General features: G+C 47.1%; 24 protein-coding genes. 8 read left to right on the top strand and 16 right to left on the bottom strand.

The window, feature by feature from the left end; genetic code table 11:
* Nucleotides 1-69: 69 nt before the first annotated feature.
* Both ACQ5BJ_RS09485 and acsA read right to left on the bottom strand, forming a co-directional pair.
* Entirely contained in the window at nucleotides 70-1,464 is a 1,395-nt protein-coding gene (locus tag ACQ5BJ_RS09485; RefSeq protein ID WP_430109956.1) for an extracellular solute-binding protein, read from the bottom strand.
* A gap of 228 nt (nucleotides 1,465-1,692) precedes the next feature.
* Nucleotides 1,693-3,417 carry an acetate--CoA ligase gene (gene acsA, locus ACQ5BJ_RS09480; RefSeq protein WP_268599631.1) on the bottom strand — a complete coding sequence of 575 codons (1,725 nt, stop codon included), beginning with the start codon at nucleotides 3,415-3,417 and terminating at the stop codon, nucleotides 1,693-1,695.
* Nucleotides 3,418-3,668: 251 nt separating this feature from the next.
* Between acsA and ACQ5BJ_RS09475 the strand changes: the two genes are divergently transcribed.
* Together ACQ5BJ_RS09475 and ACQ5BJ_RS09470 are read left to right on the top strand one after the other, a co-directional pair.
* Nucleotides 3,669-4,301 carry a GNAT family N-acetyltransferase gene (locus ACQ5BJ_RS09475; RefSeq protein WP_005548183.1) on the top strand — a complete coding sequence of 211 codons (633 nt, stop codon included), beginning with the start codon at nucleotides 3,669-3,671 and terminating at the stop codon, nucleotides 4,299-4,301.
* A gap of 25 nt (nucleotides 4,302-4,326) precedes the next feature.
* Nucleotides 4,327-5,514 (top strand): acetoin utilization protein AcuC, encoded by a 1,188-nt coding sequence (locus ACQ5BJ_RS09470; RefSeq protein WP_268594653.1) that lies wholly within the window; start codon nucleotides 4,327-4,329, stop codon nucleotides 5,512-5,514.
* A gap of 88 nt (nucleotides 5,515-5,602) precedes the next feature.
* Here the strand turns inward: ACQ5BJ_RS09470 and ACQ5BJ_RS09465 are convergent, their stop codons facing one another.
* The 4 genes from ACQ5BJ_RS09465 to ACQ5BJ_RS09450 all read right to left on the bottom strand — a co-directional run bounded on the left by ACQ5BJ_RS09465 (nucleotide 5,603) and on the right by ACQ5BJ_RS09450 (nucleotide 8,454).
* Nucleotides 5,603-6,322 carry a 5'-methylthioadenosine/adenosylhomocysteine nucleosidase gene (locus ACQ5BJ_RS09465; RefSeq protein WP_005548179.1) on the bottom strand — a complete coding sequence of 240 codons (720 nt, stop codon included), beginning with the start codon at nucleotides 6,320-6,322 and terminating at the stop codon, nucleotides 5,603-5,605.
* Nucleotides 6,323-6,440: 118 nt separating this feature from the next.
* Nucleotides 6,441-7,445, bottom strand: coding sequence for a catabolite control protein A (ccpA, locus tag ACQ5BJ_RS09460; RefSeq protein WP_005548177.1), 1,005 nt, complete (start codon nucleotides 7,443-7,445; stop codon nucleotides 6,441-6,443).
* Nucleotides 7,446-7,568: 123 nt separating this feature from the next.
* Complete coding sequence (gene ytxJ, locus ACQ5BJ_RS09455; RefSeq protein ID WP_005548175.1) at nucleotides 7,569-7,904, bottom strand: bacillithiol system redox-active protein YtxJ; 336 nt, start codon at nucleotides 7,902-7,904, stop codon at nucleotides 7,569-7,571.
* Nucleotides 7,905-7,992: 88 nt separating this feature from the next.
* Entirely contained in the window at nucleotides 7,993-8,454 is a 462-nt protein-coding gene (locus tag ACQ5BJ_RS09450) for a hypothetical protein (RefSeq protein WP_005548173.1), read from the bottom strand.
* A gap of 472 nt (nucleotides 8,455-8,926) precedes the next feature.
* On the opposite strand from ACQ5BJ_RS09450, the gene ACQ5BJ_RS09445 reads away from it, so the two are divergent.
* Complete coding sequence (locus ACQ5BJ_RS09445; RefSeq protein WP_005548171.1) at nucleotides 8,927-9,451, top strand: type 1 glutamine amidotransferase domain-containing protein; 525 nt, start codon at nucleotides 8,927-8,929, stop codon at nucleotides 9,449-9,451.
* Between the two features lie 90 nt (nucleotides 9,452-9,541).
* Here ACQ5BJ_RS09445 and ptsP read toward each other — a convergent pair whose 3' ends face one another.
* The 4 genes from ptsP to aroA form a co-directional block, all read right to left on the bottom strand.
* Complete coding sequence (gene ptsP, locus ACQ5BJ_RS09440) at nucleotides 9,542-11,266, bottom strand: phosphoenolpyruvate--protein phosphotransferase (RefSeq protein WP_430109962.1); 1,725 nt, start codon at nucleotides 11,264-11,266, stop codon at nucleotides 9,542-9,544.
* A complete protein-coding gene (locus ACQ5BJ_RS09435; protein ID WP_005548168.1) occupies nucleotides 11,263-13,143 on the bottom strand; it encodes a glucose PTS transporter subunit IIA in 1,881 nt (626 codons plus the stop codon). Before ACQ5BJ_RS09435 ends, ptsP begins: the two co-directional genes overlap by 4 nt.
* A 166-nt stretch (nucleotides 13,144-13,309) precedes the next feature.
* Nucleotides 13,310-13,753 (bottom strand): CoA-binding protein, encoded by a 444-nt coding sequence (locus ACQ5BJ_RS09430; protein ID WP_005548166.1) that lies wholly within the window; start codon nucleotides 13,751-13,753, stop codon nucleotides 13,310-13,312.
* Nucleotides 13,754-13,812: 59 nt separating this feature from the next.
* On the bottom strand, nucleotides 13,813-15,114 hold the full coding sequence (gene aroA / locus ACQ5BJ_RS09425) for a 3-phosphoshikimate 1-carboxyvinyltransferase (protein WP_163975707.1): 1,302 nt from the start codon (nucleotides 15,112-15,114) through the stop codon (nucleotides 13,813-13,815).
* 81 nt (nucleotides 15,115-15,195) lie between these two features.
* On the opposite strand from aroA, the gene ACQ5BJ_RS09420 reads away from it, so the two are divergent.
* The gene (locus ACQ5BJ_RS09420) at nucleotides 15,196-15,513 is read left to right on the top strand and encodes a rhodanese-like domain-containing protein (protein WP_268599625.1); all 318 of its coding nucleotides are present in this window, start codon (nucleotides 15,196-15,198) and stop codon (nucleotides 15,511-15,513) included.
* 36 nt (nucleotides 15,514-15,549) lie between these two features.
* Here ACQ5BJ_RS09420 and ACQ5BJ_RS09415 read toward each other — a convergent pair whose 3' ends face one another.
* Nucleotides 15,550-16,062, bottom strand: a complete 513-nt coding sequence (locus ACQ5BJ_RS09415; protein ID WP_430109966.1) for a shikimate kinase — start codon at nucleotides 16,060-16,062, stop codon at nucleotides 15,550-15,552.
* Nucleotides 16,063-16,289: 227 nt separating this feature from the next.
* Here ACQ5BJ_RS09415 and ACQ5BJ_RS09410 point away from each other — a divergent pair, with 227 nt between their 5' ends.
* Nucleotides 16,290-16,607 (top strand): hypothetical protein, encoded by a 318-nt coding sequence (locus tag ACQ5BJ_RS09410; RefSeq protein ID WP_005548157.1) that lies wholly within the window; start codon nucleotides 16,290-16,292, stop codon nucleotides 16,605-16,607.
* Between the two features lie 70 nt (nucleotides 16,608-16,677).
* Here ACQ5BJ_RS09410 and gndA read toward each other — a convergent pair whose 3' ends face one another.
* Nucleotides 16,678-18,087, bottom strand: a complete 1,410-nt coding sequence (gene gndA, locus ACQ5BJ_RS09405; RefSeq protein ID WP_163975714.1) for an NADP-dependent phosphogluconate dehydrogenase — start codon at nucleotides 18,085-18,087, stop codon at nucleotides 16,678-16,680.
* A gap of 148 nt (nucleotides 18,088-18,235) precedes the next feature.
* On the bottom strand, nucleotides 18,236-18,832 hold the full coding sequence (locus ACQ5BJ_RS09400; protein WP_005548153.1) for a hypothetical protein: 597 nt from the start codon (nucleotides 18,830-18,832) through the stop codon (nucleotides 18,236-18,238).
* A 291-nt stretch (nucleotides 18,833-19,123) separates the two neighbouring features.
* On the opposite strand from ACQ5BJ_RS09400, the gene ACQ5BJ_RS09395 reads away from it, so the two are divergent.
* Nucleotides 19,124-19,753: a YktB family protein gene (locus ACQ5BJ_RS09395; RefSeq protein WP_005548152.1), complete on the top strand. Its 630-nt coding sequence runs from the start codon at nucleotides 19,124-19,126 to the stop codon at nucleotides 19,751-19,753.
* Nucleotides 19,754-19,837: 84 nt separating this feature from the next.
* Here the strand turns inward: ACQ5BJ_RS09395 and ACQ5BJ_RS09390 are convergent, their stop codons facing one another.
* Entirely contained in the window at nucleotides 19,838-21,016 is a 1,179-nt protein-coding gene (locus tag ACQ5BJ_RS09390; protein WP_430109971.1) for an MFS transporter, read from the bottom strand.
* A gap of 207 nt (nucleotides 21,017-21,223) precedes the next feature.
* Here ACQ5BJ_RS09390 and ACQ5BJ_RS09385 point away from each other — a divergent pair, with 207 nt between their 5' ends.
* Nucleotides 21,224-22,699 carry an aminotransferase class I/II-fold pyridoxal phosphate-dependent enzyme gene (locus tag ACQ5BJ_RS09385; RefSeq protein ID WP_268599623.1) on the top strand — a complete coding sequence of 492 codons (1,476 nt, stop codon included), beginning with the start codon at nucleotides 21,224-21,226 and terminating at the stop codon, nucleotides 22,697-22,699.
* A gap of 59 nt (nucleotides 22,700-22,758) precedes the next feature.
* On the opposite strand, the gene ACQ5BJ_RS09380 is transcribed toward ACQ5BJ_RS09385, so the two are convergent.
* Complete coding sequence (locus ACQ5BJ_RS09380; RefSeq protein ID WP_163975717.1) at nucleotides 22,759-23,046, bottom strand: DUF3055 domain-containing protein; 288 nt, start codon at nucleotides 23,044-23,046, stop codon at nucleotides 22,759-22,761.
* A 201-nt stretch (nucleotides 23,047-23,247) separates the two neighbouring features.
* On the opposite strand from ACQ5BJ_RS09380, the gene ACQ5BJ_RS09375 reads away from it, so the two are divergent.
* Nucleotides 23,248-23,658 (top strand): DUF1885 family protein, encoded by a 411-nt coding sequence (locus tag ACQ5BJ_RS09375; protein WP_171415010.1) that lies wholly within the window; start codon nucleotides 23,248-23,250, stop codon nucleotides 23,656-23,658.
* A 109-nt stretch (nucleotides 23,659-23,767) separates the two neighbouring features.
* Here the strand turns inward: ACQ5BJ_RS09375 and ACQ5BJ_RS09370 are convergent, their stop codons facing one another.
* Nucleotides 23,768-24,073 carry a DUF1292 domain-containing protein gene (locus tag ACQ5BJ_RS09370; RefSeq protein WP_005548145.1) on the bottom strand — a complete coding sequence of 102 codons (306 nt, stop codon included), beginning with the start codon at nucleotides 24,071-24,073 and terminating at the stop codon, nucleotides 23,768-23,770.
* Nucleotides 24,074-24,123 lie beyond the last annotated feature (50 nt).

Genomic DNA, 24,123 nt, shown 5'->3' with positions numbered 1-24,123 from the left:
TCGTGTTATAGATCAGGATGCATGCGCTACGACTTCACACATGCATCCCCAAATAATCACTGTTCTCCTTTATTTTCTTGCCTTCGCAGCCGCCTTCTCCATCCGATCCATCCATTCATCTGGAGTAATGTTGCCCATCATAAGTGCAAGGGTTGAGTCTGATCTCACCTTGTCTACATCCGCATTCAATTCAATGTAAGGAGCAACAATGGTGTTGTCTGAGCTGTAAAATTTCATAGCTGTCTTGGACAGCTCACTCGCATTTGATTTCTCCAAATCCGCTTTCAAGTTGCCAAGTGCACCTGTCTCCTCCGCCCATGTAATGGCAGATTGCTTCGTGAATAAGAACTCGAGGAATGCTTTTGCGGCAGCTGGATTTTTCGCTTTCTTCGCAATTCCTACCGTAGCAGTAAATGGTATCGCTACATATTCGCCGCCCGGCTTTTGTGTGATTGATGGAATGAAACCGAATTCAAAACCTTGCGGAACATCTTTCTTCATTTCATTTTCGAGCCAGAGTCCATTCGGAATAAAGGCATCCTTATGCTGCAGGAACAGCATTTGCGAGTCAATATGGTTAATTGGAGCTGAGGCTGGGTCAATAAGGCCTGCATCCCGCATTTGCACCATTTGCTCCAATGTCTTCTTCACTGGCTCGCTCTTGAACACGCCTTCCTTCAAGGCGAACATATCAAGCAAAATAGAAGTATCGTTGTTGTTGTTCACGACAAATGCAGAATCCATTACACCATTTTGGAAGTAGTACGGGTACTTTCCTGTAAAAATAAATGGCGCATTGACCTTGCCGGATTCCTTGATTTTCTTCGCTTCGCTTATAAAGCTTTCAAAATCTTTCGGTTCAGTCCAGCCATTGTCTGCAAAAAATTTCTTGTCGTAGAAAACTCCCCAGGAGCCGAATACGAATGGAATCGTATAAATTTTGCCACTGTAGTCGATCGGCTTCAGCAGCAGTTCGTCAGAAATCTTGTTGCCATCCGCATTCTTGGCCTCTTTAAAGTAATCTGTCAAGTCCATCAATTGATCATCTTGTACCATTTGGGTTGCATTCGAGCCAGCACCGTCAATGTAGACAAAGTCAGGAGGGTTTCCTTGAATCCAGCGCGGCTTCATCTGATCATTGATTTTCGGGCCTGCTGACTCTTTGACTTTTACATTCGGGTACTTTTTCTGAAACTCCGCGATAATCTTCTTCCAGCCCTGATCGCCATATCCGCCGACAAAATACTGGATTTCAAAATCACCCGACACGTCGCCGCCTGTCGACTCTGTCTTGCCTGAATCGCTATTGTTTTGTGCTTGTTCTGATGTCTTTCCGCTGCCTCCGTTATTCGACGCTCCATTCGTCTGACTGCTTGAGCTGCAACCTGTTGCCGTCATTAAGACAAGTGCGGTAATGATAAGCAGCAATAAGGATCTGCCCCACTTGTAATGTATTCCGTTCATGGATATACCCCTCTCCATCACAATGGATTGATTTCGCGAAAACGGTGCAACGACAAAAAAGGCACACGTTAAGAAGGCAGTCACATAGCGACTGAACTTCCATAACGAATGCCCTTGCGGTAACATGTTATGTCCATTCTATTGTACTTGTCGTTTCGCGTTGCATATTCGCTTCGCTATTGGGATAATATCCCACTATTATGGATTTGTCAATAATGACTTCAGCAGTTAATCCTCAATCGTTGATAAATCGCCTGTCGGCAGGCTCAATTCCCATGCCTTGAGCACACGGCGCATAATTTTGCCTGAGCGAGTTTTCGGCAATTTGTCCTTGAACTCAATCTCCCTAGGCGATGCATGTGCGGACAGCCCTTCCTTGACGAACTTCGCAATATCCGCTTTTAACTCTTCGGACGGCGTATAGCCTTCGCGCAAAGAAATAAATGCCTTAATAATTTCGCCACGCATTGGATCAGGCTTCCCGATTACGCCTGCTTCCGCGACTGCCGGATGCTCGACAAGCTTGCTCTCTACCTCGAAGGGGCCAACTCGTTCGCCCGATGTATTAATAACATCGTCAATTCGGCCTTGGAACCAGAAGTAGCCCTCATCATCCATGTAGGCAGAATCACCCGATACATACCATCCTGTAAGGCGGAAGTATTCTTCATACTTAGCCGGATTGTTCCATACCTTTCGCATCATCGACGGCCATGGTGTACGAATGGCCAGGTTCCCCATTCGAAATGGAGGAAGCTCATTGCCTTGATCATCAATAATCGCGGCTTCAATTCCTGGGACAGGACGTCCCATGGAGCCAGGCTTGATGGCCATTGCCGGATAGTTGCAAATCAACTGTCCACCCGTTTCCGTCATCCACCATGTATCATGAATCCGATGATTGTAAACTTTCATTCCCCAACGAACAACCTCAGGATTAAGCGGTTCGCCTACAGACAGGATGTGACGTAAGCTTGATAAGTTAAAGCTCGAAATTACATCATCCCCGGCACCCATCAGCATACGGAATGCGGTCGGAGCACTGTACCATACGGATACTTTATATTTCTCAATGGTTGAGTACCAGTCCTGCGGACTGAACCGTCCGCCACGAACCACGTTCGTCGCTCCGTTCAGCCACGGTGCGAATATCCCGTATGACGTTCCAGTAACCCAACCTGGATCTGCTGTACACCAATAAATGTCGTCTTCCTTTAAATCCAATACAACATTTCCGGTATGATAATGCTGAATCATTGCGTTTTGTACGTGATATACGCCCTTAGGCTTGCCTGTCGAGCCGGATGTATAGTGAATAATGAGCCCGTCTTCCCGCTGCAGCCATTCCACTTCGGCTTCTTCGGAGGCGGTAGACATTTCCGCGTGGAAATCAACAATTCCATCCTCAACCTCTATTTCGTCACCTACAAGAATCACATGCTTCAAGGCAGGCAGCTCAGAACGGGGCACACGATGAACGAGCGCTGGAGTTGTCACAATCGCTACTGCCGCGCTGTCCTCTAACCGATCCTTAACCGCAGTCTCCATAAACGCTTCGAATAGTGGACCGACAACAGCCCCAATCTTCAGCGAGCCAAGTAAGCTGATATACAGTTCAGGTGTGCGCGGCATGAAAATGAAGATGCGTTCTCCCTTTTGAATTCCGAGGTTGCGCAGCACGTTCGCGAACTGATTCGTCTTGCGGCTCAACTCAGTATAGGTATACGCTTCATCACGAACAGCATCACTGTAATAGAGCGCCACCTTATCTCCGCGACCGTTCGCAACATGCCGATCAATCGCCTCGTAAGCCATATTTACTTTTCCAGTCTCATACCAAGAAAATTGCTTCTCTACCTCTTCCCACCTGAAATCGGCCGACCATTTTCCATAGTCACTCATGTTTGGATTGCTTGCAATCGCAGCAATAATTTCTCCCTGCACGTTACCCATATTGTTCCATCCTCCTATGTCTTTTACATCATTATTCATGCTCCACGAATCACAAATTCGTGTAATAAATCGCTTTCATGAAGAAATGCACTAAAGGACGATGATGCAGTTCGTGGTGTCAAGGGAAAAAATCATGAACTTTAAGGCAAAATCATTATAGCATACGATTTGTTTTTCGCCTATTCTTTTCCTTTTCAAATCATTCTATTTTTGCTATAACGGAATGGAAGAGATGAAAGGAGCTGCTTGGTGTGGAACATCCGAAGAGATACTACGCTCATATTATTCCTCATACGGAACGAGTTGTTGTTGTCGAAGGCCCCGTACGTTCCGATATTCTTCGCACCTTGACTATGCACACCGATTTGAAGGCGTTTCGCCGGCCAACTGATCAACACCAAGCGCTTGTGGAGATCGCAGATTTACCCGAAGGACGCATTATTATTGCGAGAGAAGGCTCTACTATCGTCGGTTACGTCACCTTCCATTATCCCGATGAGCTTGAGCGCTGGTCAGATGGACAAATGGATGATTTAATTGAGCTTGGCGCCATTGAGGTCGCCAAGGATTACCGCTCACTTGGTTTGGGCAGAAGCATGATTTCGACAGCGTTTGAAGATGAACAGATGGAGCGCTATATTGTATTTACGACTGAATATTATTGGCATTGGGATTTGGATGGCACCCGAATGAACGTATGGGACTATCGGAAGATGATGGAGAAGTTGATGGAATCCGTAGGCATGATCTGGTATGCGACAGACGATCCTGAAATTTGTTCCCACCCTGCCAACTGCCTTATGGTTCGTATCGGCAAGAACGTTCCATTATCGTCAGAGGAGCAGTTCGACCGCGTCCGATTCCGTCAGCGGTTCATGTATTAGTATTGTTAGGAGAGGGATGTTGGACATGTCAGGTAAGGCACTATACTTCATGCATGAGGAAGCCCTCCGCTATCGCTTTAATGCCGATCACCCATTCGATCAGCAGCGGCTTGCTATGACGCATGATCTGCTAGAATACGCTAAAGCCATAGATGAAGGCGCTATCACACGTCTTCAGACGGAAGCCGCAGATATCGAACGTTTGCTGCCTCTCATTCATCGCGCCGACTATATCGAAGCTGTAAAGAAGCTTAGCGAACCGAATCCAACTGCCGAGTGGGCCGTTAAAGCAGCACAATACGGCTTGCATACGGAAGACACTCCTTACTTTCCAGGGATGCATACAGCGGCTTGCGCGATAGTTGCCGGTTCCATTGCTGCTTGTGAGGCGGTCATGTCTGGAAGATCTGAACACGCTCTGCATTTGGGCGGTGGACTTCATCATGCCTTTGGCGATAAAGGTGCAGGCTTCTGCGTATATAATGATGCTGCGGTCGCAATCGCCTGGCTTCGGCATACGTACTGTGCAAGAGTGCTGTATATCGACACAGATGTCCACCATGGAGATGGTGTACAGTGGTGCTTTTATACGGATCCAGATGTATTTACTTACTCCATTCACGAGACTGGGAAGTTTCTGTTCCCGGGTACAGGATTCGTGCATGAACGCGGCGGTGGAGAGGGTTTTGGCGCTTGCGTCAATGTACCGCTGGAACCGTATACGGAGGATGACTCGTGGCTGGAATGCTTCACAGAGACCGTACAATGTGCAGCAGCAGCATTCAAGCCGGACATTATAATTAGCCAGCATGGCTGTGATGCTCATGCAATGGATCCGTTGTCTCACTTGCATTGCAGCACGCGTATCTATAGTGAGATCCCGCGCATTATCCACCGTCTTGCACATCAATACGCCAATGGCAAATGGGTCGCCATTGGCGGAGGTGGCTATGATATATGGCGGGTCGTGCCGCGCGCTTGGAGCATGCTATGGCTGGAAATGAGCGAGCATCCGCTTGCACGTACATTAACGAACCACCCACAGCAGCTATTGCCGGAACAATGGTTGACGAAGTGGTCGCAGAAGTCCCCCGTACCCCTCCCCCACACTTGGCATGATGATACATCTACTTGGGCGCCGATGCCAAGACGAAGTATTATTCAAGACCGCAATGCAAGGGCTAAGGAGCTTGCAATGGAATATATTCGTTAGAATGAACAGCGGCGCAAGCAGATCCTAAGTGTAGGTCGCTTGCGCCGCTGTGCTGCCTATCATATTCATTACTTATTAACTAACGTAATTAGTTCTGTAATCCTTGCAGCATGCTGTCCACAATTTGGTGGGAGCGATGTGAGGCTTCCACCGTGAATTCAGAAAAGTTAACATGAGCTGACCCATCCGCCTTATCCGACATGGAGCGAATAACGACATACGGAATCTCATTGATGAAGCATGCTTGTGCCACTGCGGCACCTTCCATCTCTGTGCAAACTGATCCAGTGAATGTTTCATACAGCTTTCGAACTTTGTCTCGATCTGCGACAAATTGATCGCCTGACAGCACGACTCCTTTGCGATATCGGCCTGGTACGAGTCGTTCACACGCCCGTTCTGCCAATTCGATAAGACCTGCATCAGCCATAAACTGTGAGATCTCTTGGAACGGGATTACGCCTGGAGCAAACCCAAGTGCGGTTACATCCATATCATGATGCATGCAGGACGTCGAGATGACGATGTCCCCGATGTTCAGTTCTGGGTGCACTGCACCTGCTACGCCTGTGAAAATCACCTTCGTTACATGAAAACGGTCGATCAGCACCTGCGTAGTTACTGCAGCATTTACTTTCCCTACTCCAGACTTGCAAATAACGATGTTTATACCGTGGAGTGAGCCCTTGTAATAACGGAGTCCCGCGACATCCACTTGTTCTACCGGTTGAGCTGCCTGAAGCAACAATTCGATTTCCTCATCCATTGCCCCAATTACACCAATAACCGATCCATGCGCATTCGTCATCGAAACCAGCCTCCTGTACGTATATCTACTTCATAACCATACAAAAGACCCCACATACATGGGGCCTTACGTATATATCTAACCGTATTCTTATGGATTCACACGCAGCAACCGAACCTTACACTTCACTTACAGACAAGCGAAGAATCGTTTCGTGCGGCAAAATTACACGTGAATGTTCTACATTTTCCTTCTTCATCAGCTTCGTCAGCAAGCGCATCGCTACCGCACCAATGTCATACATTGGCTGAGCTACCGTCGTCAATTGCGGACGAACCATCGATGCCATGCGGATATTATCAACACTGATGACAGAGAAGTCATCTGGCACCTTCAAGCCAGCATCTTGAATGCAGTGTATTGCGCCGATAGCCATCTCATCCGTTGCAGCAAAGATTGCCGTCGGACGCTTCTTCAAGCCGAGGAAGTACTTCATCGCTTCTACGCCGGACTCATAGCGGTAGTTGCCAATTCTAACCAAGTCTTCCTTGTATTCGACGCCCGCGCCTTCCAATGCACGCTTATATCCTTGAAAACGGGCAAAGCCGTTTGCTGGATCTTGAAGCGTGCCGCTGATCATCGCAATGTCACGATGCCCATGTCGGATAAGTGTATTCACAGCATCAAAGGCTGCTGCCTCGTGATCGATATCGACCGACGGGATAATCCCATGCTCGTCTGTTGTTGCACACAGCACAATCGGCACCGAAGCAGTACGGAATGCTTGAACATGATCCTCCGTAACAACTCCGCCCATAAACAACAGTCCGTCCACCTGCTTCTCCAGCAGCGTATTAATAACCCGAATTTCTTTCTCCTTCTTCTTGTCCGCATTGCACAAAATGATATTGTAATGATACATATTGGCAATATCCTCAATACCGCGCGCTACTTCGGCAAAGATAGAATTCGAAATATCAGGAATGACAACCCCAACGGTTGTCGTCTTCTTACTCGCAAGTCCGCGTGCAACCGCATTCGGGCGATAACCTAAACGTTCAATCGCTTCGTATACTTTCTTACGCGTTTGCGGCTTCACGTTCGGGTTGTTATTGACAACCCGGGAAACGGTGGCCATCGAGACGCCCGCTTCTCTTGCTACATCATAAATAGTTACCGTCACGATCCTTCTCTCCAATTAACGATAAATTTGTTGCGACCATTGATATTATGTTAATGATACGCTATTTTCAGAAAATTCGCAATGTCACGAGCAAATCCGCCACCATTTGTCATTATTTACCGTTCATTGCGTAAGGATGCTTTCTAAGTTGTCATATCGTATAGCATGATGCGATTCGTTCCATGCAGGCTCCCCATCACGCAATACGATGACCTGCGGGGATTCATGCTTAATGCCCAGCTTATCCGCACATGCAAGTGAGACGTCACGATTTTCGACGACCAGAATTCGGCCAATTGCAATTCCTTGCGATTCGAACTCCTCTGCCACCTTGCTCATTTCCTCATCCGCATGTGAGCTAATCGGACAACGCGTACTGTGCTTGAAAAGAACTACGGTTTGCTGCTTCGACCGTTCTATAAACGCTTCAAGTTCTTCCATCGTAGTCACTGCTTCCATTCTTACTGCCTCCTATACTTCGATTCGTTTTGCTTACATGTATAAGAATATCGATCATAATTCTTATGATGATCTATGAAAATGCTCTTTAGCTTATTTTAACCCGATATGACTCAAAACTAAAACCGGAAATCTGTTTTAATCTGCATTGCAGCTCTTTCATCCATAGTGTGTCATTGCACGTCCGTGCAAATAGATACAAGTCGAGCAATTGATTGACCCGTTCTGCAATGCGGCATTCCAACCGTGACAGCATATCATCGCATTGCTCCTCATCCAGCAAGGAGACGATAACGCTGGCCAGCTCATTCTGCTCATCAAAAGATACATGCAAAGGAGCATTTTCCAATGCCTGCGGGTTCTCAGCGATCATATCCATGCGATTGTGTATGAGAGCTATGACATCCTTTTTAATAAAGGAAAGCAGTTCCGAGCGCCCGCAATTCATACAAGTGGCAACCGGTACACGATGGATGTGAATCGTTCGTGCATGTACAACTGTGCGGACGGTTATATCCATGTATTGATCACAAATGCATCTTGTATACATATCATTCACCCCTGAACATACAACGTTGGTATTCCTACCATTTCTATAGATGATACTGAAGATGATACTGATGATTTCTTGCGGCCAATTGCTGCAGACGACTACATTTCAATTTTGGGTTATCCTAATATTCGAATATTCGACTAAGCCTTACAATCTCCTTCCGTGCACATATATGTATTTTTTTACACTTTTAGCAATTTACCTAGCGCTGCTGAGCGATTTGCAATGAGATTTCTCACCTTACGCATGCAATTTGTGCGGGCGCTGTGTACTTTTTCACGGACAATGTGGTTAAATAAATGTGGTGTATCGTACACGATTCCCTGTTGTCTATGATCGTAGGTCATATTGGAATAAGAGACAATGGACATTGTATGGGAAAACCCCCAATTCTCTGAGAGTTCTGCAAAAAATAGGCGGAATTCAAAGAAATGCTCTGCTATATCCATACGAAGGAGGGACAACATTCATGCGTTTAAGTGGCAAGCGAATTGTTGCATTTGTAGATGAAGAATTTGAAGATTTGGAACTGTGGTATCCGGTTCACCGCGTCCGTGAAGAAGGCGCCGAAGTACATCTGGTAGGTCTGGAACGCGGCAAAACCTATATCGGTAAATATGGTGTTCCTGCAACCTCAGACTATGCTTATGCTGACATTGATACATCTCAGTACGATGGCGTGCTCGTTCCTGGCGGATGGGCGCCGGATAAGATCCGCCGCTACGCTGATGCGCTCCGCATCGTGAAGGAAATGAATGCTGATGGCAAACCTGTTGGACAAATCTGTCATGCTGGCTGGGTACTCATTTCCGCTAAGATTTTGAATGGCCGTACGGTGACTTCTACTCCGGGAATTCGTGACGACATGGAAAATGCAGGTGCTAAATGGCTAGATGAGGAGGTTGTTGTAGACGGCAATCTCGTATCTGCGCGCAGACCGCCTGATCTGCCTGCATACGGCAAAGCTTTTTGCGATAAATTAGCCGAAGTATAATTACCTGCTCCATAGGAAAAAGGCATGCCCTCGTTTGAATACCAGGGCATGCCTTTTTGTACGGTGTTTCTCTGTTTCTCCTTAATATCCTTATGAACGCTGCTGCTCGAGCAAGATCTCAATTTCTTCCTTTGTTCCCGATTCGAACACACTTTGCGCGATACGTTTGCACTGCTCCACTGTTGAGCGTCGAACTGCCGCCTTCACACGCGGAATGGAACGAGAAGACATGCTTAATTTATTCACACCAAGCGCAAGCCAAATGGGCACCGCCCGTGGATCTCCAGCCATCTCGCCGCATACGCCAACCATGATCCCTGCTTGCTTCGCCGCCTGAACGGTATAACGTATCAAGCGAAGGACCGCAGGATGGAATGGATCATACATATGTGCAATTTGCTCATTCATCCGATCTACTGCAAGCGTATACTGAACCAAATCATTCGTTCCGATACTAAAGAAATCGACTTCCTTCGCAAGCTGATCGGCGATCATAGCTGCGGCTGGAACTTCTATCATAATGCCTACTGGAAGCTCTTCATTGAAGGGAAGGCCTTCTTCACGCAGCTCGGCCTTGGCATCCTCCAGAATGGACTTAGCTGCCTGCACCTCATTCACGGATGTAATCATCGGGAACATCACCATAATCGGGCCATGAGCGCTTGCACGCAAGATGGCTCGCAGTTGTGTCTTGAATAGATCCTGCCGATCGAGACAAATCCGAATTGCCCGATAACCGAGGAACGGATTATCCTCCTCAGGCAAGTTCAAATAGTCCATCGGCTTGTCGCCGCCGACATCTAAGGTGCGAATAATAACCGATTTTTCCTTGCAATGTTCCGCCGCTTCCAGATACACCGTGAACTGTTCAGCTTCTGAAGGGGGATAGGAGCGATCCATATACATGAACTCCGTCCGGAATAGCCCAACACCTTCCGCCCCATTTTGATCGGCAATATTCAGTTCGCGCGTAGAGCTGATGTTCGCTCCCAACTGAACATTGAAATCATCGAGTGTAACGGCTGGTAAGGATACGATCTTCTGAAGCTCGTCAGCTTCCTGTACATATGCATCTCGCCGAACTTCATAGCAGGAAATCACATCCTGCGGTGGAGCAATATGCACAATGCCATACTCACCATCAACAATAACCGTATCCCCTGTCTGGATCGGCTTCGATATTTTTCCTTCCAGTCCGAGTACAAGTGGAATGCCCAGCGCTCGAGCCATAATGGCCGAATGTGATGTTTTCCCTCCCTGTAGCATGACAATCCCCAATACATTTTTGGGATTCAAATGCACCAACTGTGACGGAGACAGCTCCTTCGCAACAAGGATATACGGCTGTGCGTCCGTCGGAAGCGTTATTTCCGGAGCTCCTAGCAAATGCTTGAGCAGTCGGTTACCTACATCCTTGATATCCAATGCCCGCTCCTTCATATACTCATCATCGAGTAGGTCGAACATCGTTACAAAATGGTCGATCGCTTCCTTTACCGCAACTTCAGCTGCCTTATACTGACGCTGAATGAGTCCTTGAATTTCATTCATGAAGATCGGATCATCCAAAATAGCCAGATGAGCGTCAAAAATACATGACTCTTCACTGCCGACCATTTCTTTAATTTCACTCTTAATAAATTCGATTTCGTGCTTCGAGGAACGGATTCCGTCATACAATCGTTCGAATTCACGCGCTAAGTCGGCTGGATCCATTTTCTCCTCAGGAACATCCCACTCCCAAGTCGGCAATACAAATGCTTTGCCTATGGCAATGCCTGCGGATGCACCGATACCTTGGACTTTCTGCGTCATCGGCTTGCACCTCCAACCGCGTGTTCATGCATGATGACTGACATGACTGAAGTCTGCCCCTTCCGTACAGGCGCAAATGGCGCTATGCTCCATGATGCTACTGCGTCTGAGTTCGTAATTACCATCGGTGTTGCAAGTGATTTACAGCGTTTTTTCACTTCAGGCAAATCAAATTTAATGAGCAGCTGTCCCGGTTTCACTTCATCACCTTCCTGTACTACTGCTTGAAAACCGGCGCCATTCAATGATGACGTCTCTATTCCAATATGTAACAATACTTCTAACCCCTCAGGCGTTTCAATGCCGATCGCATGCATCGTCGGGTAAATATGACGAATATGTCCGCGTACAGGCGATACGAGCTCTCCTTTATCCGGATAAAAAGCTACGCCCTGACCTACAAGCTTCTGAGCAAATATCTTATCCGGCACTTCTTCGATCGGAATCATCCGTCCATGCACAGGAGCAACAAGCCAGATCTGGTTCGGATCCCGCTGCAGACGCTTTGCCATTTCGTCCTTGATTAACTCCGAGTACGTGCCAAATACAACTTGAATATGACCGCCTCCAAGACGAATGACCCCTGCTGCTCCAAGTACGCGAAGCGCGTGACGGTCTACCAGCTTATCATTCTTGACTCTTAACCGCAGTCTCGTAATGCAGGCTTGCAAATCAATGATGTTATCTTTACCTCCAAGCGCGCGAATAATTAGCGGCACCCTAGGGAGCAAATCTCCCGCCATATCATCAAGCAAGGAGCCATCGACCCTGCCTGGCGTCGGGATTTGAAACCGCTGAATCGCATAGCGGAACACCACATAATAGATGAATCCAAATGCGATGCCAATCGGGATAATCCACAGCCCCTTCGTCGATTGATGGAAATTGACCACATAGTCAATTGCCCCGGCGGAGAAAGAAAACCCATGTCTAACACCAATCTCAGCAGTCAGCCACATTGCAGCTCCGGTCAACAAGGCATGGACAACAAATAGATAAGGCGCTGCGAACAAAAAGGCGAATTCAATCGGCTCGGTAATCCCCGTCAACAGGGACACACAGGCAGCCGTAAAATAGGTTTTGCGCACCTTCGGGCGTAAATCTTCCCGTGATTCATGTACAATAGCCAATGCAACGGCCGGTAGTGCGAACATCATAATCGGATACATGCCTGCCATATAAATACCTGCACTCGGGTCCCCTGCAAAAAACCGCGGTAAATCCCCTGTAAAGGACATCCCTTCGCTATTCGTAAAGGTGCCAATTTGGAACCAGTACACATTATTGAGAAGATGATGCAGTCCAAATGCGACTAACACACGATGCATGACTCCATACAAAAACACCCCGAATCCGCCCATGGCAAGCAGTTCTTGGCCAAGAAACATGACGCCCTGCTGCAAAAACGGCGAGCACAGCTTCATAAACCAAGAAAGCAAAATCGAAGCAAATATCGTAATGGCAATCACAAATCTCGGACCACCAAAGAACTGCAAATATTCTGGCATCTTTATATTTTTGAACCGTTCATGCAAAAAGCCTGCCATGACCCCAAATAAAATGCCATTCAGAATCGTCGGTTCGAATGAAGCTTGCCATTGAACAAGCAGTTGTTTGAAGATAAACATACCAAGCAGGGACGATAGTGCAGCTACACCAGCATTATTAGATAGTCCAAGTGCAACCCCAACTGCAAAAATGTAAGGAAGTACGGAAAATACGGTCTTCCCCGTTAATTCAAATAATATCGCAATATCCGACAGACCTGCGCTGTGAAGCAAATTGCCAATGGCAATAGCAAGCGCGGCAGCGGGCAGTGCGATTAGCGGCTGCATGAGCGCACGCGATAATTGCTGCAATCGCCCTAATTGATTCAATGCACATCCTCCCTTCTACCATGAATGGTAAGGGCATCACGCTTTGTTGTCAAAGCATTTTACAGCCGTATTCCTATCTCGCAGCACTCGTAAATAATATGGCGCGAAAAACCGGGCCCCTTCATCGCAGCAGCAACTCGGAATGCCCGGTCTTCGTCTTTTCACGTTATGAGGACGCAGACTCTCCCTTGCCCTGCGGAAGCAAAATCGAGTCTAGCACCTTAATGCACAAATCCATGACAACAGTCATTCCATGCTCCTCTGCAATTGCAGCTGCCTCTTCACTGACAACACCCTGCTGCATCCAAATTGCCCCAGCATTCACAGCCGCAGCTTCACGTGCAATGTCTGCGCAGAATTCACTGCGTCGAAACACATTGACGATATCAATATGATCCGGTACATCGCGAAGCGAAGCATAGCAAGGCTCGCCAAGTATGCGATCCGCTTTCGGATTAACAGGTATGATGCGATATCCCTTGCGCTGCATCGCCTCTGCCACCATATAGGATACGCGAGTCGGATCGTCAGATAGTCCGACAACTGCAATGTTCGTGCTGCTAAGGAGCAGCTCCTTAATTGCCTCTTGCGATGGATGCTGATAGCTCATTATTACATAACCCCCTTAAATTTGGCAGTAAGCTGCCGGATTATCGTACATTACGCGTTCTATTCTACCCATTCCACTTGTGCGCCAAGTGCACGCAGATGATCGAAGTATTGCGGATACGACTTGGCAACATGGTGAGCATCTTTAATGCGGATTTGCTGCTCTGCACGCAAGCCGACTACCGTTAATGCCATAATAACACGATGATCATAATGAGCGTTAATTTCTACACCGCCTGTCACGCCTTCTGGGCGTCCATGAACGATAATTTCTGCTTGACGCTCCTCGACATCCGCACCTGCTTTGCGGAGCTCTGTTACATAATCAGTAATTCGATCACATTCCTTGTAGCGCAAATTCTCCACATTGTAGAAACGTGAAGTGCCTTCCGCGAACACAGCAGCAGCTACCATAGCTAGAACTGCATCTGTTGCAACGTCACCGTCAACTTCAACGGCCTTCAGCCTGCGATTTCCTTGAACTCGCACAACGGAATGCTCATGCTCAAGTGGAACCTCCATCATGCGCAGCACGTCGACAATCGCTCGCTCTCCTTGCTTGCTGTCCTCTGTTAATCCGCGAATGATAACGTCAGAATCAACGACTGCCGCTGCAGCGAGAACCGCTGCAGAGCCCGGATAGTCGCCTTGAACGGTATATGTCTTTGCTTCATATTGTTGATTGCCGGCTATCTTGAAATACATTAGATCTTTTCTTGCTTCGATTCGAATTCCTGCTTCCGCAAGCACCTCAAGCGTTTGCCCAACAACTACCTTCGATTTCAAATCATCCATTACTTCAATCTCACTGTCTTCCTCAAGTAATGGTGCCAGGAACAGCAGCGAGCTTAAAAATTGCGAGCTTACATTGCCCGATACCTTAATCTTTCCTCCACGAGGCTTCCCGCCTCGAATCGTAATGGGTAGCTTGCCTTCCCGGTGATCAATGCCCACGCCCATTTGTTCAAGCGCAGTTATTAGATCATTATGAGGACGCTTGCCTAACGAATCTGGATACGTATTTACAAAATTGACTTCTTCCAGCAGAGAGGCTGTCCCCATCAAGAAGCGTAGTACAGCACCCGCATTTCCCACATTCAATTCGTGTGAGGGATTGCTCAATGTCGGTTTTTTTCCGAAGCCAGTAATGACAATCTTCTCTTCATCCTCTACCAGCTGTGCACCTAAATCATGGAGGCAGCGCCGCATCGCATCGCTGTCTTCACTGTGAGCAGGATAATAAATCGTGCTCGTGCCCTCCGCTAATGCAGCTGCAAGAAGGTAGCGAGTTGTGTAGTTTTTCGAAGAGAGTGCTTGAATATCCCCTTGCAGTTTCGGTGTTGATCGAACGATTACGTCCATGCGCTTCCACTCCTTTATCTTTCAACGTATAATAACTCTTATCTCGAATGAATTCTAGATAAGAAAGGATGCCTATTTGACATGAAACCAATTACTCAAATTGATGTGGCTGTCTTAAAACAACGCCTAGAACGCGGCGAAGCGCTAAATTTAATAGATGTGCGGGAAGAAGAGGAAGTAGCTTACGGGATGATTCCCGGCGCTAAACATATCCCCATGAACGAAATTCCCGATCGCCTTGATGAAGTTGAGCGGACGGATGAAATTATTTTCATTTGCCGCAGCGGATATCGCAGTGAACGAGTTTGCGAATATTTGCAGCATATCGGCATTGAAGGGTGTGTCAACATGGAAGGCGGCATGCTCGCCTGGAGTCAGTTAGAACACAAGTCTGTATAATCTGGAACGATGGTCGGCCCCTCATGCTAGGGGCTCTTACTTGCAGCTTCCATCCGCCAGCTTACAAATGCGAGCAGCCAATTGCACAACGGTCTCATTATCGGTAGCTATGGTTGTATGTGCAAAGTCATACAGCCCCTCGCGCTGCTGTATCAGCTTGGATACACGTTCTTCCATGTCTCCCTGAAGCAGCGGGCGATTGCGGTCTCGCTTCACACGCGCCAAAATGGTCTCCTTGCTTGCAGCCAAATGAACGATATAGCCTCCGTCTCGCATTAACTCGCGATTGTACTCACGAAGGACGATCCCGCCGCCAGTAGCAATTACATGCCGTGTTGAATGGTTCAGCATATCAGCTAAGGCCTGACTTTCTCGTTCTCGAAAATAAGCTTCTCCATCCGTAGCGAAGATTTCTGGGATCGAGCGGCCCTCACGTGCGACCACAGCAGCATCTAAATCTGCAAAACTGCATCCTAGCTGTCTAGCCACTTCTTGACCGACTGTCGATTTCCCGGTGCCCATGAATCCGATTAAAATAATATGCTGCATGATTTCAAGCCTCATTTCTTAATAAGTCAAGCCGCTCTGCATGAAGCATTTCAGCTGTTGGCTTGACGGTAAACTTCCCATATGATATCACACGTTTCTTTTATTCGACAATGCCGATAGGTATAAAATGAAGAAGTTCAACGTAAAGATGAATAATAGCCCTGCTGCATTGTCTATTTTATTAGGAAACCGGATAATGCCACTTTTTATGTAGGAGTGAATAAGGCATGCCAAATTTGCCTATCCCAGAACCGCACCCATCCAAATCAGCTATTCAGCGCCCCATATCCGTTCGTTTGTCTCGGATTTTGGATCCGAATCACCCACTGTGCAGGGAAGACATCGTCTGGGCGCTGGATGTGATGAAGCAGCAGCTCACAGATCATCCGGACAAATGGGCTATGCTTGCATCAGATCAGCTCGTGCGTCGCTTTCATAGTTATGCCGAAATCTCCTCCCTGCTCGTGCACAGCAGCAGCTACGGACAGGAATCTGATCGCATACGCAAATACTTGACCATTCTCGTATCCGGATTATATGAGTAGCAACCGATGAATATCCTTATGCAAAAATAACGCCGAGTCCTCCGCGGGCTCGGCGTTATTTTGATTTCTATTAAGACATCCAGTTGTAGTGGAATGTTCCTTCTTTGTCTACGCGTTTGAATGTATGCGCTCCGAAGTAATCACGCTGTGCTTGCAGCAAGTTCGCTGGCAAGCGCTCCGTGCGATAACTGTCAAAATATGCAAGTGCACTTGCGAATCCTGGAACAGGAACACCATACGCAACCGCTGTGCTAATGACTTCGCGCCATGCATCTTGATACGTCTCCACAATATTTTGGAAGTAAGGATCAAGCAGCAGGTTCTTCAGCTCTGGATCGCGGTCATAAGCTTCTTTAATGTTTTGCAAGAAGCGAGAACGGATAATGCAGCCGCCGCGGAAGATCATTGCGATCTCGCCGTAACGAAGGTTCCAGCCGAATTCTTCGGATGCCGCACGCATTTGTGCGAAGCCCTGTGCGTAGGATACGATCTTGGACGCGTACAAAGCCTTGCGGATGCTCTCGATGAAAGCTGCCTTGTCTCCAGTGAATGCAGCAGTCTTCGGCCCTTTCAACACTTTGCTTGCAACGACGCGCTCGTCCTTCAATGCGGATAAGAAACGGGAGAATACAGATTCTGTAATCATGGATAATGGAACGCCCAGGTCAAGCGCGCTTTGGCTTGTCCATTTGCCAGTACCTTTTTGACCAGCAGAGTCGAGGATAACATCAACCATCGGCTTGCCTGTTTCCTCATCGTATTTGGAGAAGATGTCCGTTGTAATTTCAATCAGATAGCTGTCAAGCTCGCCCTTGTTCCACTCACCGAAGATGGAGTGAAGCTCTTCAGCACTTACACCAAGCACATTCGTAAGCAAATGATAAGCTTCACAGATCAATTGCATGTCGCCGTACTCAATACCGTTATGAACCATTTTCACATAATGGCCTGCACCATCTGGCCCGATATATGTGCAGCAAGGATCTCCATTTACCTTCGCGGAAATGCTTGTCAAAATCGGCTCTACTATGCGATATGCACTCTCTTGGCCGCCAGGCATAATCGCAGGCCCCTTCAATGCGCCCTCTTCACCGCCGGATACGCCAGTCCCGATGAAGCGGAAGCCCTTCTCTTCCAAGTACTTGCTGCGACGCTGCGTATCAGGGAAGTGAGCGTTACCGCCATCGATAATGATATCGCCTTGATCCAAATGCGGGATCAACTGCTCGATTGTTGCATCTGTAGCTTGTCCGGCTTGTACCATAATCAATATTTTACGAGGTGTCTCAAGCGACTGCACGAACTCCTCAATTGAATATGTACCTGTCAGATTCTTGCCTTCCGCCTCGGCAATGAGTGCATCTGTTTTCTCGCGGGAACGGTTGTATACCGATACTTTGAAGCCGCGGCTCTCGATGTTGAGCGCCAAGTTCTTACCCATTACGGCAAGGCCAATGACACCAATTTGATTGTTAGCCATTTGGTTGTTCCACCCTTTATCCATAAATTTATATATTTTGCATTACGCTTATTGTACAGCACAGCAAAACACCCTGCAACCATCTCGCCCCTAGCAGTTCATCCATACATTTTGGCGGATGGGAGGGTGATCAAAGCATGAAAATCACTTACCATTCAAGCTGAATCATTTCTGAGCGCAACTCGTTCAGCTTTTCTTTACAGCTCTCAATTACAGCTATTTTTTGCTCATTCATCGCTTCGAACAACTCGGCGAGCGCATAATCCATTTCAAGCCGAATTACCCGCATGCGCTGCTCTGCCCGATTGGATAAAAACGCCTGCATCATCTCCTCCGTTGTCACTATAGGGCGCTTCTGATAGAGCACACGCTGCTTAGGTCCAATAACCTCAACCAGCCGTATTCGCTCCCCGAACAAAATATTTTCGATAAAGATCTGTCTATCTTTGAACCGTTTGACGACCGCATGCCCGCGTGAATCGCCGATCAGTTTTTCCATGAAGTCAGCCAGCTTCTCATCCCGAATCGTATAGTCGCCGACAATTTTGTAGCGCTGCTCCACACGTTGGAACCGAAGTTTGACCAACTTCCTGCCTGTTCGGATAGATACGATGAATAGCGATTCATTTTCACTCCAATACAAGGAATAACCTTCTTGTATGAGATCACGGATGAGGTTCTGGATTTGCCGACGGTCAAAGCGTAGCTCCAAGTTGCAATACTCCACCTCGTCGCTGCGATTCACGGCAATCCCTCCTTACCTTGTCGTATACTCCATCATATGATTCATCAACTTGGATTATTGACTCGATTTCCGAACAAGAGGCTTGTTCCATCAAAATATAATAATTATAATTTGATAAATATTCTCAATGAGATGTGATATACTGAAATAGCGACTATTTACTATGAAAATGAAAAATGCAAGTATGTTATTTTGAACGAGTCCTGAGTGTAGATGTAGTAAGTTTAACTATTTCAGTTGGACTTACATCAATAATGCATAGATCACAACTTGGTAGAAAGGAAGAGATGCATGTCTTTTACTGGATTTTATCCTTCAGACTTTGAAACTTTTACGATCGAGGGGCTGGATGCTCGGATGGAGGCGATCCGCGAACGTATTCAACCCAAATTCCGTGCTATAGGCGAACAACTCATTAGCGATGTAGCTATGCATAGCGGAACTGAAATGTTCCTCCATATCGCGAAGCATGCACGCCGTACAGTCAATCCCCCAAAGGATACGTGGCTTGCCATTGGGCCAAGCAAGCGTGGATACAAGTCCCTGCCCCATTTCCAAGTTGGCCTGTTCGACGATCACCTTTTCATTTGGCTGGCTTTCATCTATGAAGTGGCGAACAAGCGCAATATTGCACAAACGATGCTCGATCACCAAAAAAAGCTGAGAAGCATCATTCCGGATGATTATGTATTGTCTATGGATCATATGAAGAAAGATGCCTTACGTATCGGTGAGTTAAATGACGCGGATATGACGGACAAGCTTACCCGCTTCCGGGATGTGAAATCAGCAGAATGGCTGGTTGGACGCCACATTGCGATGAATGATCCGCTGCTGCAAAATGGTGAGGCATTTATGGAGCTTGCCCGGCAGACGATCACAACACTAATGCCGCTATATCGGATGGCTGTCGAAGCTTAACGAGCGGAACAAGCGGAACAAAAAAATCTGCGTTCTCCCCTTGCCTGAGCAGAGGTTGAACACAGATTTTTTGCAAATGTATTCCTATGCAGTTGTGCTCGCCGCTGTTTGCTTCCGATCCAGCAGTGCAAAACGAACAAGCAGCCAAATTGCAGCAATACACAATACTGCTCCAATTATGTATGGCAGATTAATATTCCACCCGAACAGAGCCGTAGCCAGCAGCGGCCCCGTAATGCGTCCAAAGCTGTCCATAGATGAATTCAAACCTGAAGCAACCCCTTGGCTTACCGTCGTCTTCTGTGTAATCAACGAGGTAACACACGGGCGAATCAGGGCATTGCCGATCCCGAATACACATAAATAAATCGTCGCGTCGACAACACTTGAGGACAGCAACAGCAGCAAGAATCCCGCAGCTGATATGATCAAGCCTACGGCAATTGCCTTCTTCTCTCCTCCACTCTTAATGTAGCGTCTTACAACGCCGCCCTGAATAAGAGCTCCCGAAAGTCCGCAGAAGAAAAACATATATCCAATCTGCTCCTCTGTAATTCCGGGAATTCGTACCGCTTCAAAGTAGAGCAGCGTTGATTCTAGACCTGCCAACGTGAAGGTTACAAAGAAAGATAATACATACAAATACTTCATGCGGCCTGTAAAGGCGATCCAGCGTGAAGGAGCTGATTCATGGCTCGCCTTGCGCTTCTCAGGAGTGAGCGACTCCTTGAGCAATAGAAAGCCCAATACACATGTGATAAATGTCAATGCTGAAGCTGCAAAGAAAGGCGTATTATAACCATATCTGCTTAAAATACCGCCAAAGGCTGGTCCAAAAGTAAAGCCCAAGCCAATCGACATTCCGACGAATGCCATGCCCTTCGTTCGTTGTTCGGGCGTCGTGATGTCAGCGACATAAGCAACGATTACTGAAGCCACTGCACCGGAGAAGACCCCTCCCAGAGCACGGGATACATACATCATCCAAAGCTCACCATCTGCTAATCCGAACAGCAAGTAGCTAATGCTGAAACCAAGAGTCCCGATAAGAATGATCGGACGCCGGCCTACTTTTTCCGACAGCGCCCCCCATATTGGTGATACCACGAACGCAATCAGTGAATAAATCGCGAGCATTAGCCCCAAATGAAATTCATTGGCGCCCGCATTCGTTATCATTCGCGGCAGAACCGGTATTACAATTCCAAATCCAATGAACACCATCATCAGCATGAACATGACGACGGACATTTTCTTTTTCATGACACTTCCCTCCGATATGTACATCCTATCACACCATACCCTGAAACGAAAATGAATAAACTGCAAATCCTCGTTCTCTATATCACTTCGAACAGCAGGAAAAACATCTTGCATTCCGGGGCGTTTTTGTTAAACTTAACTTTGTTTGCGCAGGACACACCATGCGCAGCTCAGTAGATTGCCAACATGAAAGGTTGTGATACGGCGATGAACCATCATCGGACGCCCTTATTTACCGCACTTACGGAGCATGCCTCCCATAATCCGGTGCAGTTCCACATTCCAGGTCATAAGAAAGGCGTAGGAACAGACGCAGAATTCCGAAGTTTTATCGGAGATAACGCGCTCTCTATAGATCTGATTAATATTGCTCCGCTTGATGACTTGCACCAACCTACGAGCGTCATCGCCGAGGCGCAGCAGCTCGCTGCTGACGCATTTGGTGCCGATTATACGTTTTTCAGCGTACAAGGCACAAGCAGTGCAATCATGACGATGATTATGTCGATATGTTCTCCGGGAGACAAGATTCTTGTTCCGCGAAATATCCATAAATCCGTCATGTCCGCCATTATTTTTGCCGGAGCGAAGCCTGTATTCGTCTCACCAGCACGGGATGCGAATCTCGGAATCGATCATGGCATCACAACCAGCTCAGTGCGCAGAGCTTTGGAGAAGCATCCGGATACAAAAGCGGTGCTTGTCATCAATCCAACATACTTCGGTATTTGCGCAGATTTGAAAGAAATCGTCGATTTGGCACATTCCTACGATATTCCTGTACTTGTTGACGAGGCACACGGCGTTCTTATTCATTTCCATGAAAAGCTGCCGATGTCTGCGATGCAAGCCGGTGCTGATATGGCTGCAACAAGTGTGCATAAGCTTGGCGGTTCCATTACGCAGAGCTCTGTGCTTAATGTGAATACCAAAAATGGACTCGTTAATCCTCAGCGTGTACAAACGATATTCAGCATGCTGACTACGACATCCACTTCATATATATTGCTGGCTTCTCTCGATACATCACGCCGCAACTTGGCCCTGAATGGTCATGATATGGCTGAAACTGCGATTGAACTGGCCCAGTTTGCTCGTCAGCAAATTAACGAAATTCCTAGCCTCTATTGCTTTGGCGAAGAGATTTTAGGTGGAGAGGCTACTTATAGCTACGATCCAACTAAACTAACGATACATGTCCGTCATCTAGGAATTACTGGTTATGAAACAGAGAACTGGCTCCGCGATCATTACAATATTGAGGTCGAGCTTAGCGATATGTACAATATTTTGTGTCTCGTAACTCCGGGTGACTCCAGAGAGACGATTGACACGCTGCTTCGAGCTTTGCGTGAATTATCTGAGCTTCATCATGAGCGGAATGAAGTTCAGGAGCTTGTTGTGAAAATACCGGAGATCCCGCAGTTGTCTCTCATTCCACGAGATGCCTTCTATGCGGATACAGAGGTTATTCCATTCAAGCAATCTGCAGGTCGAATCATTGCTGAATTTATATACGTATACCCGCCAGGCATTCCGATCTTGCTGCCAGGCGAAGTCATATCGCAAGAGAACATCGATTATATCCGCGATCACGTCGACATCGGGCTCCCTGTCAAAGGGCCTGAGGACCGCAATATTGAATTCGTCAAGGTTATACGCGAGGAACGCGCAATATTTTAAGCATAATACAGGGTGCCCCATGATGTTGGGGCACCCTGTATTATTATTCCCTCTACCAGTTAGTATTGATCCTGAACCTCAAGTGAAGGTATTCGCGTACGCAGCAGCTGAGCCGCCTCACACGCTGCCTCCTTATGCGGCAAATCAAACTTCGCTTGCAGAATTTCTGAACGCAAATCGTCAGCGCATAATAAGGTTGAACGTCCTGTTTGCATGCATACGACTAATGTCTTACCATAAAAATGATCGGAATAAATGAGTGCGAAATCAAAGCGAATCTGTTCTGTGGCCCAACCGACAAAGGTTACATTTGCTTGCTCCGTTACTTCATACAAATCGTCAAACATCGCACACCTCCTCGGGATATCCTATTCCAAGAACACCAACCAATTAATGGTTTTACGTTCAAGTATAACATACCCATTTAGACACGAACAAGAATCAAACTCCACTTTCCATGTAAATATTGCCATACGGATCAATCAGATGGTATGATGAAAACGATTCGTGCTACAAGCAGAAGATGTCCGAAGGGGAGGATAGATTCGATGAGTCAAAGCGCATTCATTACATTTGTTGATGGTTCGGAGGTTGCATCCGTAACATTAGATGAATTAAAGAGCCAGCTTCTTCATTATCGGGAGCAAACCCAATTAACTGGAGAACAATTAAACTGGGATTATGCCGAGGCTGCCTTTCCATATACAATTGAGACAAAGCCCGGCCAAGAGCAGGAATGGTTTTATTTAAAAGGTTCGGATCCATTATATCGGCACATCGTGTTCGGTGTAGGAGAAAATGAGGATTCCAGGCACTATGTACAAATGGTGCTGCCTGATGGTGCCACTCACGGAGACAAAGCCAAGGGAAATGAGTTATGTAAATACTTGGCCAAAAAGTGGAAAGCTGAGCTTACACTATTCAATGGAAGGATTATGCATTATAATCCGCGCAAATAAGAACATGCAATGTATTTATTTACGTACGCAATACGCAGCATATACAGAACAAGCTCCAGAGATCTCCGGAGCTTGTTCTGTGACGTATATATTGGTGGAGCGAGAATAATTACTCTCCTTGCTCAGCAACCAATTCATTGTATGCTTGCTGTACGCGTTCCCATTCAGCATCATCTTCGATAGGAAGCATTGCCATTTCTTCGCCTTGCTCTTCCAGACGTACGATGATTCCGTCCGCTTCTGGATCGTTTCGTTGGAGAAGAAGTGCATATAGCTGCTCGTCGACGTTGAACGTTTCGACCATCGCCATGTCGATTTCGTTGCCGTCTTCGTCTACCATTGTAATAATCAATTCATGATCGTGGTCGTGATCATGATCGTGTCCACATCCGCAGTCATGGTTATGTTCGCTCATGAGTAAATCTCCTTTATGTTCAGGTAGTGGTCATACTCACGTATCGTACC

The sequence above is a fragment of the Paenibacillus sp. B1-35 genome (assembly GCF_050474385.1).
Taxonomy (GTDB): Bacteria; Bacillota; Bacilli; order Paenibacillales; family Paenibacillaceae; genus Paenibacillus_B; species Paenibacillus_B alvei.
Note: the sequence above shows the minus strand (reverse complement) of the source record. Positions and strands in the feature narration are given on the sequence as shown.